General features: G+C 70.5%; 13 protein-coding genes. 5 read left to right on the top strand and 8 right to left on the bottom strand.

The window, feature by feature from the left end; translation table 11 throughout:
* Positions 1 to 20: 20 nt before the first annotated feature.
* On the bottom strand, positions 21 to 2,057 hold the full coding sequence (locus K8625_RS43670) for a hypothetical protein (RefSeq protein WP_255665507.1): 2,037 nt from the start codon (positions 2,055 to 2,057) through the stop codon (positions 21 to 23).
* Between the two features lie 155 nt (positions 2,058 to 2,212).
* On the bottom strand, positions 2,213 to 2,410 hold the full coding sequence (locus K8625_RS07775; RefSeq protein ID WP_223782308.1) for a hypothetical protein: 198 nt from the start codon (positions 2,408 to 2,410) through the stop codon (positions 2,213 to 2,215).
* 201 nt (positions 2,411 to 2,611) lie between these two features.
* On the opposite strand from K8625_RS07775, the gene K8625_RS07770 reads away from it, so the two are divergent.
* On the top strand, positions 2,612 to 3,385 hold the full coding sequence (locus tag K8625_RS07770; protein WP_223782498.1) for an alpha/beta hydrolase: 774 nt from the start codon (positions 2,612 to 2,614) through the stop codon (positions 3,383 to 3,385).
* On the top strand, positions 3,382 to 3,954 hold the full coding sequence (locus tag K8625_RS07765) for a TIGR02265 family protein (protein ID WP_223749838.1): 573 nt from the start codon (positions 3,382 to 3,384) through the stop codon (positions 3,952 to 3,954). Before K8625_RS07770 ends, K8625_RS07765 begins: the two co-directional genes overlap by 4 nt.
* Before the next feature lie 7 nt (positions 3,955 to 3,961).
* Here the strand turns inward: K8625_RS07765 and K8625_RS07760 are convergent, their stop codons facing one another.
* From K8625_RS07760 to K8625_RS07750, 3 genes are all read right to left on the bottom strand, one after another.
* Positions 3,962 to 5,128, bottom strand: coding sequence for an acetyl-CoA carboxylase biotin carboxylase subunit family protein (locus K8625_RS07760; RefSeq protein WP_223749837.1), 1,167 nt, complete (start codon positions 5,126 to 5,128; stop codon positions 3,962 to 3,964).
* A 154-nt stretch (positions 5,129 to 5,282) separates the two neighbouring features.
* Positions 5,283 to 6,332 carry a GNAT family N-acetyltransferase gene (locus K8625_RS07755; protein WP_223782307.1) on the bottom strand — a complete coding sequence of 350 codons (1,050 nt, stop codon included), beginning with the start codon at positions 6,330 to 6,332 and terminating at the stop codon, positions 5,283 to 5,285.
* Positions 6,325 to 7,032: a hypothetical protein gene (locus tag K8625_RS07750; RefSeq protein WP_223749835.1), complete on the bottom strand. Its 708-nt coding sequence runs from the start codon at positions 7,030 to 7,032 to the stop codon at positions 6,325 to 6,327. Before K8625_RS07750 ends, K8625_RS07755 begins: the two co-directional genes overlap by 8 nt.
* A 392-nt stretch (positions 7,033 to 7,424) precedes the next feature.
* Here K8625_RS07750 and K8625_RS07745 point away from each other — a divergent pair, with 392 nt between their 5' ends.
* Together K8625_RS07745 and K8625_RS07740 are read left to right on the top strand one after the other, a co-directional pair.
* Positions 7,425 to 8,030: a PH domain-containing protein gene (locus tag K8625_RS07745; RefSeq protein ID WP_223749834.1), complete on the top strand. Its 606-nt coding sequence runs from the start codon at positions 7,425 to 7,427 to the stop codon at positions 8,028 to 8,030.
* Positions 8,023 to 8,778, top strand: a complete 756-nt coding sequence (locus K8625_RS07740; RefSeq protein WP_223782306.1) for a PH domain-containing protein — start codon at positions 8,023 to 8,025, stop codon at positions 8,776 to 8,778. The genes K8625_RS07745 and K8625_RS07740 overlap by 8 nt, the downstream gene beginning before the upstream one ends.
* A gap of 580 nt (positions 8,779 to 9,358) precedes the next feature.
* Here K8625_RS07740 and K8625_RS07735 read toward each other — a convergent pair.
* From K8625_RS07735 to ettA, 3 genes are all read right to left on the bottom strand, one after another.
* Complete coding sequence (locus K8625_RS07735; RefSeq protein ID WP_223782305.1) at positions 9,359 to 10,987, bottom strand: LysM peptidoglycan-binding domain-containing protein; 1,629 nt, start codon at positions 10,985 to 10,987, stop codon at positions 9,359 to 9,361.
* A gap of 536 nt (positions 10,988 to 11,523) precedes the next feature.
* Positions 11,524 to 11,976: a hypothetical protein gene (locus tag K8625_RS07730; RefSeq protein WP_223782304.1), complete on the bottom strand. Its 453-nt coding sequence runs from the start codon at positions 11,974 to 11,976 to the stop codon at positions 11,524 to 11,526.
* 152 nt (positions 11,977 to 12,128) lie between these two features.
* A complete protein-coding gene (ettA, locus tag K8625_RS07725; protein WP_223782303.1) occupies positions 12,129 to 13,808 on the bottom strand; it encodes an energy-dependent translational throttle protein EttA in 1,680 nt (559 codons plus the stop codon).
* Positions 13,809 to 14,000: 192 nt separating this feature from the next.
* Between ettA and K8625_RS07720 the strand changes: the two genes are divergently transcribed.
* On the top strand, positions 14,001 to 14,390 hold the full coding sequence (locus K8625_RS07720; protein WP_223782302.1) for a hypothetical protein: 390 nt from the start codon (positions 14,001 to 14,003) through the stop codon (positions 14,388 to 14,390).
* Positions 14,391 to 14,507: the final 117 nt, after the last annotated feature.

The following is a 14,507-nucleotide window of genomic DNA, read 5'->3' as shown; positions in this document are numbered from 1 at the left end:
GGTGCTCAGCGCAGGCCACGTCAGAACCGCGTCTCCACATCCAGTTGGAACAGGTGGCGCGGTTCATCCGGCGGCGTGCGCGCGGTCCGCGCGTCCTTCAGGTCCACGACCCACGCGTAGCGCCCTCGCATCGTCGTCCTCTCCAGGACGCTCCAGCGCAGGTCCACCGTCGTGCGCACCTCCTGTCGGAGCCGCGTCCTCTCAGACAGGTCCTCGTCCCTCCACTGGACCCGACCTCCCACTCGCCAGGACTCCGCCGGCCGAAGCTTCAGCTCGACGAGCGCCCGCCCATCCCATCGCGCCGTCGTCGCCCCCGTCTCCACCACGCGCGCATGGCCGTACTCCCAGGCCACCTCGACCTGCTCCGACAACACCGAGCGCACCCGCGCCGTGGCGCCCTGCCGCCCTCCGTTCGAGCACGCCGCCATCTCCTCCGGCTCCGCGTCCCCGTCCCGCTCCACCTCCGCGCACAGCGTGGACAACCCCGCGCCGGACAAGCGCGCATCGAGCCGGAGCGACGGCTGCAACCACGTCCAGGCCAGCACATCCACCCGGGCCGAGGCCCTCAGACGCGTCAGCCCCGCGGTCCCCTCCACCACGCCATCCGAGGGCAGCGTCCAGCCATCCACCTGTCCGCGAAGCCGCCACGCGCCCTCGTCGCGGTGCAGGTAGCGCAGCCGCACGCCCAGCTCGTTGCGAACCCGCTGCCCCTCCAACACGTCCGCCCCCGAGGTCGCGCCACTGTAGGGATTCACGAAGCCCCGTCCGTAGTAGCGCAGCGACACCTCCAGCTCTCGCCCCACTCCCGAGACCACCGTGCGCTGAAGCGCCGCCCAACCCCCACCCGCCCCCGGCACGGAGTCGAAGCTGCGCGAGAGCTCCAGGAAGACATCCACCGGCCCCGCCCCCCACGCCGCATCCACGCCCACCGCGCCGAAGCCCCCGCCCGACGGGTAGCGAGCGCCCGGCTGGAAGTCGAGCACCGCGCCCTCCACCGCGAACCCAGGCCGCGCCCCCCACCCCGTCACCCCGAGCCGCGCTCGCGGCGAGACCGCCAGCGTCGCGTTGCCCCCTCCCGCCCACTCACGAAACACCCCTGGCAACGAACCAGCCCGGAGCTTCTCCCTGCGCGCCCCCGCCACCAGCACCTCCGGCGCCGCGCACGCCCCCGAGGAACACCCGCCCCTGTCCAACACCTCCGAGCGCCGCACCGAGCGCCCCTGATACGAACCGAAGCCCGTGAGCGTCAGCTCCACTCCGCTCCCCAGCGCCCCACGCACGCTCGCAGCGACCCCGCGAAAGGCCTCGTCCCAACGGAAGTCCGGGGTGATGTCCGCGTCGCGCGCGTCCTCGTCACACGCCGAGGACGTCAGCAGGCACTCCCGCTCGAGCGCCCCCGGAGGGCGCACGCCATCATCCGGAAGGACACCCTCCGGCGAGGGCAGCGCGGTGGTGTCCAGCGTGAGCCGCTGACCGAACCCCAGCCGATACGTCCCCACCAGCACCGAGGCCCGCGTCCCCGTCCACCGCGCATGGAACTTGGGCAGCAACACCGCCGAGCCCGGCGCCTCCACCACGAGCGCCCGACTCCGCGCATCCCGCCGAGGCATCCCCACCTTGCGACGCGCCCACACCGCGAGCACTCCGACGCGCAGCCCCCGAAGCCCTCCGGCCCGCATCTGCAGCGCCACCGGAGGCCCTCGCGAGTCCGACAGCGCGAACGCCGTCAGCAACCTCGCGTCCCCCGTCACGCGCCCCGACTCCTCCCCCACCAGGAACGGCGCGAGCCGCCGCGCCTCCGCCTCCGTCAGGAGCGCTGACGCGTCACCGGCGTCACGCGCACGCAACCACGCATCCACCTGCGCGTATGTGAGGCCCGGAAGCGAATGGAGCATGTCCCGGGTCGCCCGCTCCGGCTCGACCCCCGCCCGGCGCAGCGCCACCAGCGCCGCCCAGCTCTCGGCGGAGAGCGTCCCCTCTTCCAACAGCCCGAACAGCTCCAGCTCACCGTCGACGTCGGGCTCCACCTCGTACGGGGCCGCCCAGGCCGACGACATCCCCCACAGCCACAACCACCCCCACCACCCCAGGAACCGATGCACGCGGCGCCGGCACTGCACGCCACAGACCACGCTTCCCTACAGTGGCGCCCCACGCTTCCCGCATCCGGACCTGGGATTGAGCGTCCAGCCTCCGGACACCCCGCGAGGCCTCAGGCGAGGACCTGATGCCGCGAGTCCACCAGCAGCAGCTCCTCCATGACGGACCGGGCCGCCACCGCCCGGGCCAGCGCCGCCGCATAGCGCAGCCGCGCCTCGTCACTGCCATCCAGCGCCGACCGCGCCTGCTCCAGGTCGGCCTCGGTCAACATCAACAACGCGGACAGGTGCAGTCGGTTCAGTTCCAACAAGGGAGACTCCGGAGGGGGGCGGCCGCTGCCTTCCCAGTATGACAGGAAGCACCGACGACCCCAGGTCCCCGTGGCGGGCTGCACTCCCGAGGCCAGCCGTCCTGTCAGGCGGATGACCCCTCGGGTGTGCGCCCCAGAACCCCTGGCCGCGCCGGAGCGGGCGCCGGGGGCCCATCCATGTATGCTGTCGGCCGCATCCACATGGGCCACGTCCACATCGTCCGAGACCTTCCCTCCCCCCAGGAGGGCTTCTCCCGCACCGTGCGCATCTACACGCCGGACGCGTACGACTCGATGCCCTGGCATCGCTTCCCCGTGCTGTACATGCACGACGGGCAGAACGTCTTCGCCCATCCGGAGTCCGCGCTCTTCGACACCTGGTGCGCCAACCTCGCGCTCGAACAGGCGGTGGACTCGGGCCACCTGGAGCCGTGGATCATCGTCGCGGTGGACTCGGGCCAGGGGCGGCTCCAGGAGTACTCCCCCTGGGACGACACCACGGGCCGGGTGAAGGCGCGCGGCGAGTCCTACGCGCGCTTCCTCGTCGAACACTTGAAGCCCCTGGTCGACCAGCACTACCGCACCCGCGAGGGCGCCGAGTGGACGGGCGCCATGGGCTCGTCGCTCGGCGGGCTGATGTCGCTGTACCTGGGCTCGCGCTACCCGAACATCTTCGGCCGCATCGGCGCGCTGTCGCCCACCGTCATGTGGAGCAACAGCCGGCTGTTCTCCGAGTGGGGCACCCACCCGCGCCGCTGGACGCGCATCTACCTGGACGCCGGCGAGCAGGAGTTCATCCACGCCGACGGCGTCCCGCTCGACTACGGGCGCGGCACGCGCGCGTTCTACGAGCACCTCAAGACGCTGGGCTACGCGGACCACGAGGTGTCGCTGGTGCTGGAGCCGGGCGGTGAACACCACGAGCGGGACTGGCAGCGTCGGCTGCCCCTGGCGATGCGCTGGCTGCTGGCGTGAAGTCCGGCACCTCCGTCCCCCTCGAGCAGCGCATCGTCTACTCGCAGGTCGTGGAGGGCCTGTTGCAGCACGGGCTCTCCGGCCGCATCTCCCCCCGGCTCCAGAAGCGGCTCGAGCAGGCCGGCATCAACGTGAAGGGGCCGCTGAACCCCACCTATCCGGTGGTGATGTGGAGCCGCTGCCTGCGCGTCATCGTGGAGGAGACCTGGCCCGGTCTCACGCTGGAGGAGGGCTTCCGCCAGCTCGCCGCCGCGCACGTGGAGGGCTACGGACGCACGTTCATCGGCCGCGCGGTGTTCGGCGTCATGAGGCTGCTCGGTCCCCGGCGGCTGGTGCTGCGGCTGCCCCAGACGCTGCGCGCCACGGACAACTACACCGAGGTGCAGCTGGTGGAGAAAAGCCCCACCGAGTTCGAGATGCGGATGAACTCCGTGCTCGACACCCCGGGCTACGCGGAGTCCCTCTTCGAGAACATGCTGCGCGTGGGCGGCGCCGAGTCCCCCAAGGTGACGACGCTGTCCGTGGAGGAGGGCCACACCACGTACCTGCTCACGTGGAAGGAGCGCTGAGGCCTGGTCACTTCTTCGTGGCCTGGATGAAGCGCACCGCCTCCCGCATCGCGTCCAGGTCGGTGTGCCGGGACAGGTACATCTCCTCGCCCAGGAGGCTGTGGTAGATGGGCGGCAGCTCGCGGTGCAGCAGGAGCGCGGGTCCCAGCTTCTTCACCACCTCGTCGTGCGAGTGCAGGTAGCGCCGGCCGTGGCGCCTGGCGCTGTGACACACGTGGTAGCGCGGCGTGTAGCGGAAGTCCGCCACCGGGTCCCCCGTCATCACCCGCGCCCAGAGCCGGTACACGTCGATGTCGCACGTGTAGTTCATCATGTCCGGGATGAAGCCGCCGGGCGGCCGCAGGTTGGCCTCCAGCACCACGAAGCGGCCGTCGGGCAGCCGGAAGAACTCCAGGTGGAACCAGCGCTCGCGCAGGCCGAAGGCCTCCACCACCTGACGGCCGAGCACGTCCAGCGCGGGGGGAATCTCCAGGTGGCTCCAGAAGGAGATGTCGCGCCGCTCGACCACCGTCTCCATGCCGCCGTCGCTGTACTCGTGGCTGAGCGTGAAGACGATGACGCCGTGGCGGTCCACGATGCCGTCGTAGGTGACGATGGTGCCGCGCACGAAGGGCTGCGCGACGTAGGTCGTGGGCAGCGGGTGGGCCAGGGCCGTGTCCACGTCCGCGTCGCTCGCGACCTTGAAGGTGTTGGCGGCGCCCACGCCCACGTCGGGCTTGAGCACCAGCGGGTAGCCCACGCGCGCGGCGAACTGCTTCACCTGCGCCGCGTCGCGCACGCGGATGAGGTCCGGATGGGGTACGCCCGCCTGATGGAACACCTGCGCCATGCCCGACTTGGAGCGCATGCGGTGGATGTCCGCGGGGTGGAGGCCGGGGACGTGGAAGTCCTCGCGCAGGCGCGCCTCGACTTCGAGCCAGGATTCGTTGAGCGAGTCGATGCGCTCCAGCCGCCCGTGCCGCCAGGTGAGGTAGCCCGCCGCCCGGGTGAGCGCGTCCTCGTCGTGCAGGCTGGGGACGAAGTAGTACTCGCGCAGCGAGTCGCGCAGTTCCTGGCGCAGGGACTCGTAGGGCGCGTCACCGATGCCCAGCACCGTCACGCCCCGCTCGCGCAGCGCGGTGACGAAGTGGAAGAAGTGGGACGGGAAGTGCGGAGAGATGAAGACGAAGTTCATGGCTCCTCGGGGCGACAGTCCCGGCTCTCCATGAACCATAGCGCGCCGGGCGCCTTCTCCCAGTTCCTTGTCGAGCCCCGAGCCCCCAGGCGACGGTAGATTCTACCGTCGCCGAGCGGGCCCCCCGCGCGAGGGGACGCTCCCCGAGGGAATTTCAGCGCAGGTGCGTGAAGACGCGGGGCGAGGCGGGCCAGGCCACCTCGGGAGAGGCCAGCGCGCAGACGATGCGCATGCCTCCGGACCAGGGCACCCACCCCGAGCCGAGCATCAGCCCGGCGGGGACACAGGGGCTGCGCACCATCGCCGCGCAGTGGGCCCCGCGCGTGGCCATGTCCCGCATGGCGACACGCAGGAAGCGCTTGCGCTCCTCGCGCGGCACCGATGCGTCCAGCGCCAGGAGGTCGACGAGGGCGATGGTGAGCGTGTCCCGGGCGTTCATCTGGAACAGGTAGGAGTTGATCAGCCCTCGCACCGCGCCGTGCCGCTCCAGCACCAGGGTGCGCGGCACGTCGCGGTACTGGAGCTGATGGGCCAGCCGCTCCGCGGTGTAGCCGTAGCCCAGGCTCACGTGCTCCATGGACTGCTCCACCAGCGCCATGCAGGCGGGCAGGTCCTCGGGGCGGTAGGGACGGATGCCGTGGGTGTCCAGGTCGACGGGCCGCCTTCGTGGCAGCCGGCTGGCCAGCGAGAAGAAGGCGCGCTCGGGGAAGGACGCCGCCCAGCGGGCCACCGCGGCCGGGTCGAAGACGTGCAGCCACAGCCCCAGCGAGCCGAAGGCGCGGGTGCCCCGCACCCTCTTCCAGAACCGCTCCCCCACCGAACCGAGCCCCACGCACGCCAGCGTCATGGCCGCGCCGCGCTCGCGCTGACGGGCCCCCAGCTCCTCGACCAGCTTGTGGCCCACGCGATGGCCCCGGAACGCCGGGTCCACGCTCAGCCAGCTCCCATAGGTGCCATCCACGTCCTGGCCCCCGAGCCGCAGGCGGATGGGCTCCGCGAAGAAGACCCCCGCCAGCTTGCCATGCACGTACGCACCCAGCCGGTACTCGGGCGTGGCGAGCGGGTTGCCGAACAGCACCCAGTCGAGCATGCGCGGCTGGAAGTCCGTCAGTGGCCCCTGGGACGCGTAGTACTCGCCCCAGACGCGGTTGATGAAGCGGGACGCGTCCTCGGCGCCGCCCTCGTACGTCCGCACCTCAACCATGGCACTGCTCCCGGACCTCCGGGGTGACAGCGGTCTGCGCGGGGTGGGGACCGAACAGGTGCGTGAAGAGCGCCCGCGTCGGAGGCGTGAGCATCTCCCACGCGGGCACGTGGACGCGCTCCTCGGCGACGAGCACCTTCGCGTAGAGCGCCTCGTAGACGCGCTTCACCGTGCCCGGGGCGATGGCGTCCACGTCGAAGGCGGGCACCAGCCCCACCAGCGTGTAGCCGCGGTCCTCGGCGTTGCGCTGCCCCAGCGGCGTCTTCAGCGTGGAGTAGTACAGCACCACCTCCGCGCCGATGTTGCGCCCCACCACCTCCAGCGCCGAGGTGCCCAGCGAGCCGATGCCCACCCCCCGGCGCGACGGCTCCACGACGCCCAGCGCCGCGGAGAGCTGGAGCCCTCGCACGTTCCGCTCCAGCGTCAGCAGGCCGATGATGTCCCCGCTGCGCTGCTCGCGACACACGATGGCGTACAGCGGCCGCTCGGGTGACTCGCCGCGCAGGTAGACCTCACGCTCGTAGAAGGAGGGGTCCAGGTGACGGCTCTCCGTGCCCACGCGGATGTCCGGGTACCAGGTGGACAGCAGCGTGGTGAGCCGGGGGATGTCGTCTCGAGAGAGCTGCTCGGCCGTGCAACCCACCGGCGTATCCAGACCCGACAACATCTCCTCGAGACCCAACCAGCGCATCACGTTCATGCGGCGCCACGGTAGGGTCGCGCGGCGCTGAACCAAGCGCCCGATACGTGGAAACCCGCGAGGTTGTCTCTGAGACGTCAGCACGCTTCGGCAAGCGTGACGTGCTCCACAGCCCGCGCGTCACCGAGTGGTCAGCCTCCCCTTCCCCGCGGAAGCACCCGCGGCGCGGTGTCGATGGCGCGACGCGCGGCTGCCTTCCGGGGTGTTCGCACGGCGGTCCCGACCTCTGGCGGAAAGGAGCATTTCCCCTGTCTTCCCGGGCATCCATCTGCCCGCGCGTGCGCGGGGGCGGGGGCATGACGACGGGGGGGTGGACCGGTGTATGAAATGGGTGTCGGGTTCCCGCGTTGGGAACAGACAGTGACCGTCCGAGACACCCTGGTGAGCCATCCATGATTCCTGGCGGACCCGCCACCTCCTCGCGCCCGCCCCAGCACGCGATGACGCCCGCGAAAGCGGCCTCACCGTGGAAGCTGCCGGTGGTGCTCCAGCCCCACCAGAACCTCCTGGCCAACTACCTGCTGGGCTCGCTGCTGGCGGGGCCGGGCTTCCCCATCCTCGCGCTCATCCGGTACTTCAAGTACCGCACGCTGCGCTACGAGCTGGACGAGGAGGGCATCACCATGCGGTGGGGCATCCTCTTCCGCCGCGAGGTGTCGCTCACGTACGCGCGCATCCAGGACATCCACCTGTCCAGCCACGTGGTGGAGCGATGGCTGGGGCTCGCGCGCATCCTCATCCAGACGGCCAGCGGCAGCGCCCAGGCGGAGATCACCATCGAGGGCGTGCAGGACTTCGAGGCGATGAGAGACCTGCTCTACTCGAAGATGCGCGGGGCCCGGGACACGAAGGCGGACGCGCAGGTGAAGCCCGCAGCGCTGGTGTCCGGTGAGTCGGAGGCGCTGGCCGCCGCGCTGCGCGAGGTCGCCGCCGAGGTGCGCGCGCTGCGACAGGAGCTGGGCACGCCCGCCGTCACCCCGGAGAAGACGAATGGCTGACGTGCCCCATGCATGGCTGCTGCGCTGGTTGAAGGTGCCCTCCGAGCGCCAGCTCCCCGAGGGCACGGTGCGGGTGTTCAACGCGGCGCCCGCGTACCTGAACTACCGGCGGGTGCTGCTCGCGCTCAAGCAGGTGGGCGTGCTCGCGGGCACGGTGGTGGGCTGGTTGTTCATCAGCCGTTGGGTGCCGATGATCCTCGACTTCCCGTACACCCGGCCGGTCATGTACGCGCTCGAGGCGTTCGTGTGGGTGGGCTACCTGGTGATGTTCCCGGTGAGCTTCTTCGTCATCCGGCTGGACTACGAGCTGCGCTGGTACGCGCTCACGGACCGCAGCCTGCGCGTGCACGAGGGCGTCATGTCGCTGCGCGAGAAGACGATGACGTTCGCCAACATCCAGCAGATCTCCATCCAGCAGAACCCGCTCCAGCGGCTGCTGGGCATCGCGGACGTGAAGGTGGAGACGGCGGGTGGCGGCAGCGGCGCGCGTGGCAACGACGCGGACCTGGACCCGGCCGAGCACCTGCACGAGGCGCGATTTCGAGGCGTGAGCGACCCCGAGGCGATTCGGGACGCCATCCTGGAGCGCGTGCGGATGCACCGCGACACGGGCCTGGGCGAGCCCTCGGAGCTCATCACGCGGCCCGAGGGGCCCGTCGCCACGACGTCCCCCGTGGCGGCCGCGAAGGAGCTGCTCGCGGAGGTGCGGGAGCTGAGGGGCGCGCTCGCCTCGCGCCGCTCGCCGTGAGCGTGGAGTCCGGGGAGCAGGTCGCGCCCGCTCCGGAACGGCGACCCTCCCCGAGGTGACGGAGGCGCGCCGCACGGCGCGCGCGTCGGGCCCGACGTTGGGCCTCCTCGCGGCGAGGCGCTGGCCCTGGGCCGGGTCGAGCGTCCCGCGGCGAGGTGCTCCCGCGGAGCCGGGCCGAGCTCGTGCCACGTCGCTCGCCCCCACATCAGGACGCGAGACAGGAACCAGGCCTCGTCGCGGCGAGGCGCTCGCCCTGAGCCGGGTCGAGCTTCTCGCGGCGAGGCCCTCCTGCTGAGCCGGGCCGAGTTCGTGCCGCGCCGCTTGCCCCACATCAGGACGCGAGACAGGAACCAGGCCTCGTCGCGGCGAGGCGCTCGCCCTGAGCCGGGTCGAGCTTCTCGCGGCGAGGTGCTCCCGAGGAGCCATGCCGAACTCGTGCCACGTCGCTCGCCCCACACCGGGCGCGAGGCGGGGGCCAGACCTCGTCACGGCGAGGCACGTCCCTCGGCCCTGGACATGGAACAGCCCGGTCGACCCACCAGGGGCCGCCGGGCTGTCTTCGTCCATGCGATGCGGGTGATTACGCGTTCGGGCGGACCATCGTCACGTCGAACTGGCGGCCGACCACGTAGCCGTCGCGAGGACCGGGGCGGGTGAGGTTGCCCGTGTTGGGGTCCACGTAGAAGCGGTTGTTCGCGTTGGTGTCCGCGCCGCGGCTCTGGTTGCGGGTCGCCGGGTCGTTGAACGTGTAGTAGGTGCGGCCCTGCGCGTCCGTGCCGCGGCCGGTGATGACCACGAAGTGGTCCGTGATGCCGTCCGCGTTGCCGACGTTGCGGCCCGTCTTGTGGTTGACGCCCACGACCACCGGCTTGCCCGCGGCCAGCTGCTGGTCGATGTAGTTGCGCCCGCGCTCCGCCGCCGCGCGGTCCACCGTGATTCCGTTGGGGCCCTCGCTGGTGGCGACCTGGATGCGCTGGTCGACGCTCGTCACGTTGGCGCCGGCCTGGCGGGCCATCGCGGTGGCGGCGCGGAAGCACGCCTTGTCACCCGCGCGCTCCACCTGCGAGGCGTCGTACTGGCTGATCCACGGGGTGCGCGTCTGCACCGCGGCGCGGTCCGTGGCCGCCGCGACCTGCGCGGTGTCGCTCATGTCCGTGGGCGTCGCGCCCCCGGTCGTGGTGACGGGGCGCTCCGAGGACGGGCGCGGGCGGGGAATCGGCACGTTGTCCGGCAGCACCGTGTCCGACGTGGGGCGCTCGGAGACCGGGCGCGGCTGGGGAATGGGGACGTTGCTCGGCTGGGCCTGGTCGGTGTTGCCGGTGCGGTAGCCGCGCGCGTCGAGCGCCGACACGAGCGCCGTCTCGCGGCGCGTCTGGTCCGCGCGCAGGCGGCTCTCGCTGTGGTCGAAGCCCGCGGCGCGCAGGACACCCTGGTCGTTGCGGTACGCGTTCACGCGCGCGTCGATGAGCGAGTCGCGGGTGACGCCGCGCGGGTCCTGGGCCAGCCTGGGCATCTCGCGGTTGATGAAGTTCTGCGCGGCGCGAGGCGACTGGGTGTGCAGGTCGAAGAACGTGGACGCGAGCAGCGCGTTGTTCGGGTCCAGGCCCGCGGCGCGAGCGGCGCGCTCGTAGGCGGGGGTGGCGTTGGTCAGCTCGCGGTTCCAGATCTGGTCCGCGTGCTCGGGCGAGCGCGCACCGCCGCCCTGGTAGGAGAACGAGCCGCGGTTGTGCTTCGCGTTGCCCGGGTCCGTGTGACCACCGTAGCTGGAGGTGGTGGAGCCGTCGGGGCGGCGGTTGCCCTCGGAGGTGCCGACGATGATGGCCGCCTCGGAGTTGGAGCCGCCGCGCGTGAAGGCGCCCAGGTCCTGGATGTTGCGGTAGCCGTTCTGCGTGCCGGACACGTTGTTGGACGTGATGCCCGCGGCCGCCGTGGTGCCCGCGTCGAAGGTGTCGCCGGGGGTCTGCGTCTGCTGGCGGCGCAGGCCCTGGTTGTTCTGCGCGGACGCCGCCGCCTCGAAGCCGTCCTGCTGGCCGGGCAGCCGCAGGGTGGCTCCCGCACGAATCTTGTTCGGGTCCGCCAGGTTGTTGAGACGGGCCAACTCGTCGACCGTGGTGCCCTCGCGCTTGGCGATCTTCGTGAGCGTGTCCCGCTCCTGGATCTTGTAGCTGCGGGTGTCGCGCTCGCGGTTGCTGACGTTCCTGACAGACATGTGGATGGCTCCCTATGAGGTCCGACGCGCCCCTCCCCAATGGCTGTCAGCCGGGAAAGCGCATCAACAGACGCCAAACGGATTTTCCAGATCACCCACCTAAAGTTGCGAACCCACCCAAATTCACCTTCCCCTACAGAGGGAAACCACGCGCTCCCGCACCCCCGGTCCGCCTGTTAATGCGGTGCATTATCTGGGGAATTCCGGACAGCCCGTGACCTGATTGCCACACTCAATTTTCAGCCTCACGACTATTTTTTGACCCAATCACCTGCAATCACTTGCGGGTCGGGTGTCTGCTCTGGCCGACAGTGAGTCTGTCTGGACGCCGACGCTTCCCGGGCGGACGAGGCCCGCGACGCAGTAGCAGCCGAAAGGTTCTGTCTGACTGAAATCAGCGTCGAGCACTCACGGGCGCTTCAAGACGCCACAGCCAGCGACAGGTCCCGGCGACTCAATCCCACGACATTCAAAGTTTCCGACCTCAATGAATGTCACGAATGAGTCAAACCGGGACCGTCGCGGTGCCACGGGGGTTACTGGCAGTTCGCCGGCTCCTTGCACGAGTAGGTCCGGGTCACGCTGGCGCGGAAGCCATCCGTCCGGTTGGGGCCCAGCGGGATGCACTGGCCCAGGGTGTCGGAGATGTTGCAGCCGCCCGCCGGGCAGTTCGCCGCCACCGTGGAGGTCAGCAGCGTGCGCGCCTGGCTCATCGCCGCGCCGCAGGTGGCGCCCTCACCCGAGCGCGTCGCCGTGTAGCGCGTGCTCCCGCACGTACACGCGGGCGGGCAATAGGTGCGAATGCCATCACACTCCACCCAGCCGCCGTTGTCCGGGCTGGAGGTGCACGTGCTGCCCGCCGACGAGCACGTCACCGGAATCCCGCTCGGACAGGACTGCTCCACGCTGCACAGCGCCGCCTCGGAGGACTCGAGCGCGCCCTGCTCCTCGCTCACGTCCCCGGCGTTGCACGCCGTCAGTCCAAACATCACGACAGCCACCACACTCAACAGCCCACGGGTTCGAAGGTTCATGCGCCGGGACGCTAGAACCCCCCGTGAAGCCACATCAAGAACGGAAAGGTCTCCACACCCTCTCTACCAGGAGAGAGTGGGAGACCTTCCCACGCGCGGCCCGGCGCTCAGGACTTGGAGACGGGGCGGTAGCGGATGCGGTGCGGATTGAGGGCGTCGGGGCCCAGGCGCTTCTTCTTGTCCGCCTCGTAGTCCTCGAAGTTGCCCTCGAAGAAGAAGGCCTTGCTGTCCCCCTCGAACGCGAGGATGTGCGTGGCGATGCGGTCCAGGAACCAGCGGTCGTGGCTGATGACCACCGCGCAGCCCGCGAAGCTCAAGAGCGCGTCCTCCAGGCTGCGCAGCGTCTCCACGTCCAGGTCGTTCGTGGGCTCGTCGAGCAGCAACAGGTTGCCGCCGCTCTTGAGCATCTTCGCCAGGTGCACGCGGTTGCGCTCGCCGCCGGACAGGTCCTTCACGCGCTTCTGCTGGTCCTGGCCCTTGAAGGCGAAGCCCGCCAGGTACGCGCGGCTGGGCACCTGGCCCGCGCGGCCCAGGTCCAGGTGGTCCAGCCCGCCGCTGACCTCGTCGAACACGCTGTTGTCGCCGTTGAGCGCGTCGCGGCTCTGGTCCACGTAGGCCATCACCACCGTCTCGCCAATCTTCAGCTCGCCCGCGTCGGGCTTCTCCGTGCCCGTCATCATCCGGAACAACGTCGTCTTGCCCGCGCCGTTGGGGCCGATGACGCCCACGATGCCGCCCGGCGGCAGCTTGAAGCTCAGGTCGTCGATGAGCAGCCGGTCGCCGTACGCCTTGCGCAGGCCCTTGGCCTCCACCACCAGCCCGCCCAGGCGGGGCGCGGGCGGGATGATGACCTCGCCCGTGGCGTCGCGCTTCTCCTGGCCCTGGTTGAGCAGCTCCTCGTACGCCGCGATGCGCGCCTTGCTCTTGGCCTGGCGGGCCTTGGGCGACTGGCGCACCCACTCCAGCTCGCGCTTGAGCGTCTTCTGGCGGTGGCTCTCCGACTTCTCCTCCAGCTCCAGCCGCTTCTGCTTCTGGTCCAGCCAGCTGGAGTAGTTGCCCTTCCAGGGCACCCCCTCGCCGCGGTCCAGCTCCAGGATCCACTCGGCCGCGTTGTCCAGGAAGTACCGGTCGTGGGTGATGCAGACGATGGTGCCCTTGTACTCCTTGAGCGCCTGCTCCAGCCACGCGACGCTCTCCGCGTCCAGGTGGTTGGTGGGCTCGTCGAGCAGGAGCAGGTCCGGCTTCTCCAGCAGGATGCGGCACAGCGCCACGCGGCGCTTCTCACCGCCGGACAGCTTCGTCACGTCCGCGTCGCCCGGCGGCAGCCGCAGCGCGTCCATGGCCATCTCGATGGTGCGGTCCAGCTCCCAGCCGTTCACCGCGTCGATGGCGTCCTGCAGCCGGCCCTGCTCCGCCAGGAGCTTCTCCATCTCCGCGTCGCTCATGGGCTCGGCGAACTTCGCGCTGACCTCGTTGAAGCGGTCCAGCGAGGCGCGAATCTCCCTCAGGCCCAGCTCCACGTTGCCCTTCACGTCCAGCGACGGGTCCAGCTGCGGCTCCTGCGCCAGGTAGCCGACCTTCGCGCCCGGGTCCGGCTTGGCCACGCCGAAGAACTCCGTGTCCACGCCCGCCATGATGCGCAGGAGCGTCGACTTGCCGGAGCCGTTCGGACCGATGACGCCAATCTTCGCGCCGGGGAAGAACGACAGGTAGATGCCCTTGAGGATCTCCTTGCCGTTCTTGACCTTGCGCAGGTCCTGCATCGTGAAGATGAAATTCTGGGCCATCTGGGGCTTCCTGCTCTGAGCGGGTGGGGGCTCGCGGATACCAGGGTGGAACAACGCACTCAAGGCGAGAGCGTCCCGCCCCTCGGCGGAAGTCCACTGCCCGCCTCACCTTCCCCTCTCCACCCCGCCGTGCTTGGCTCCCAGGCTCATCGCGTCCGGCACCACGACCCACTTCGCACCCCCGAGGTCGCCATGCGCCGCCTTCCCCTGTTCGCCGTCCCCCTGCTCCTGTGTGCCTGCGGAGGCCCCGAGGTCGCCCAGGACACGCCCGCCCCCACCCAGGGCGAGCAGCAGTCCCTGACCACGCCGCTCACCGGCACCATCAACTACTGCAACATGCAGGGCTTCGGTCGCCCCACCTTCACGTGCGAGGGCATCATCAGCGGCGGCACCCCGCCCTACGGCTTCAACTGGGTCGGCGTCAGCAACGCCACCATCCTCACCATGCTGCCCATGGGCGACGTGCTGTCGCGCGCCAACGGCCGCTGCACCGCCGGCCTCCAGGCCCACGTCCAGTACATCGTCTGGGACTCCGCGGGCGCCTCCGTCACCACGGACGTCTTCTTCCCCTGCACGGTGTGACAGGGCGCCCGGACGCGCCGTCCCTCTCCCGAGGGCGCAAGGCACGCTGCCTCCTCGCGGGGTGAGGGTCGACACGACACACCTCGTCATCCCCGGGCGCATGCGGGCTCTCACAAG

Origin of the sequence: Myxococcus sp. AS-1-15 (assembly GCF_020037055.1) — a bacterium.
Taxonomy (GTDB): domain Bacteria; phylum Myxococcota; class Myxococcia; order Myxococcales; family Myxococcaceae; genus Myxococcus; species Myxococcus fulvus.
Note: the sequence above shows the minus strand (reverse complement) of the source record. Positions and strands in the feature narration are given on the sequence as shown.

What these genes read in the sequence shown, in the direction of transcription:
- K8625_RS07740 (WP_223782306.1), top strand. Translation starts at nt 8,023, where the DNA reads ATGGCTGACGTGCCCCATGCATGGCTGCTGCGCTGGTTGAAGGTGCCC.
- K8625_RS07755 (WP_223782307.1), bottom strand. Translation starts at nt 6,332, where the DNA reads ATGGTTGAGGTGCGGACGTACGAGGGCGGCGCCGAGGACGCGTCCCGC.
- ettA (WP_223782303.1), bottom strand. Translation starts at nt 13,808, where the DNA reads ATGGCCCAGAATTTCATCTTCACGATGCAGGACCTGCGCAAGGTCAAG.
- K8625_RS07745 (WP_223749834.1), top strand. Translation starts at nt 7,425, where the DNA reads ATGATTCCTGGCGGACCCGCCACCTCCTCGCGCCCGCCCCAGCACGCG.
- K8625_RS07720 (WP_223782302.1), top strand. Translation starts at nt 14,001, where the DNA reads ATGCGCCGCCTTCCCCTGTTCGCCGTCCCCCTGCTCCTGTGTGCCTGC.
- K8625_RS07760 (WP_223749837.1), bottom strand. Translation starts at nt 5,128, where the DNA reads ATGAACTTCGTCTTCATCTCTCCGCACTTCCCGTCCCACTTCTTCCAC.
- K8625_RS07750 (WP_223749835.1), bottom strand. Translation starts at nt 7,032, where the DNA reads ATGAACGTGATGCGCTGGTTGGGTCTCGAGGAGATGTTGTCGGGTCTG.
- K8625_RS43670 (WP_255665507.1), bottom strand. Translation starts at nt 2,057, where the DNA reads ATGTCGTCGGCCTGGGCGGCCCCGTACGAGGTGGAGCCCGACGTCGAC.
- K8625_RS07730 (WP_223782304.1), bottom strand. Translation starts at nt 11,976, where the DNA reads ATGTTTGGACTGACGGCGTGCAACGCCGGGGACGTGAGCGAGGAGCAG.
- K8625_RS07735 (WP_223782305.1), bottom strand. Translation starts at nt 10,987, where the DNA reads ATGTCTGTCAGGAACGTCAGCAACCGCGAGCGCGACACCCGCAGCTAC.
- K8625_RS07770 (WP_223782498.1), top strand. Translation starts at nt 2,612, where the DNA reads ATGGGCCACGTCCACATCGTCCGAGACCTTCCCTCCCCCCAGGAGGGC.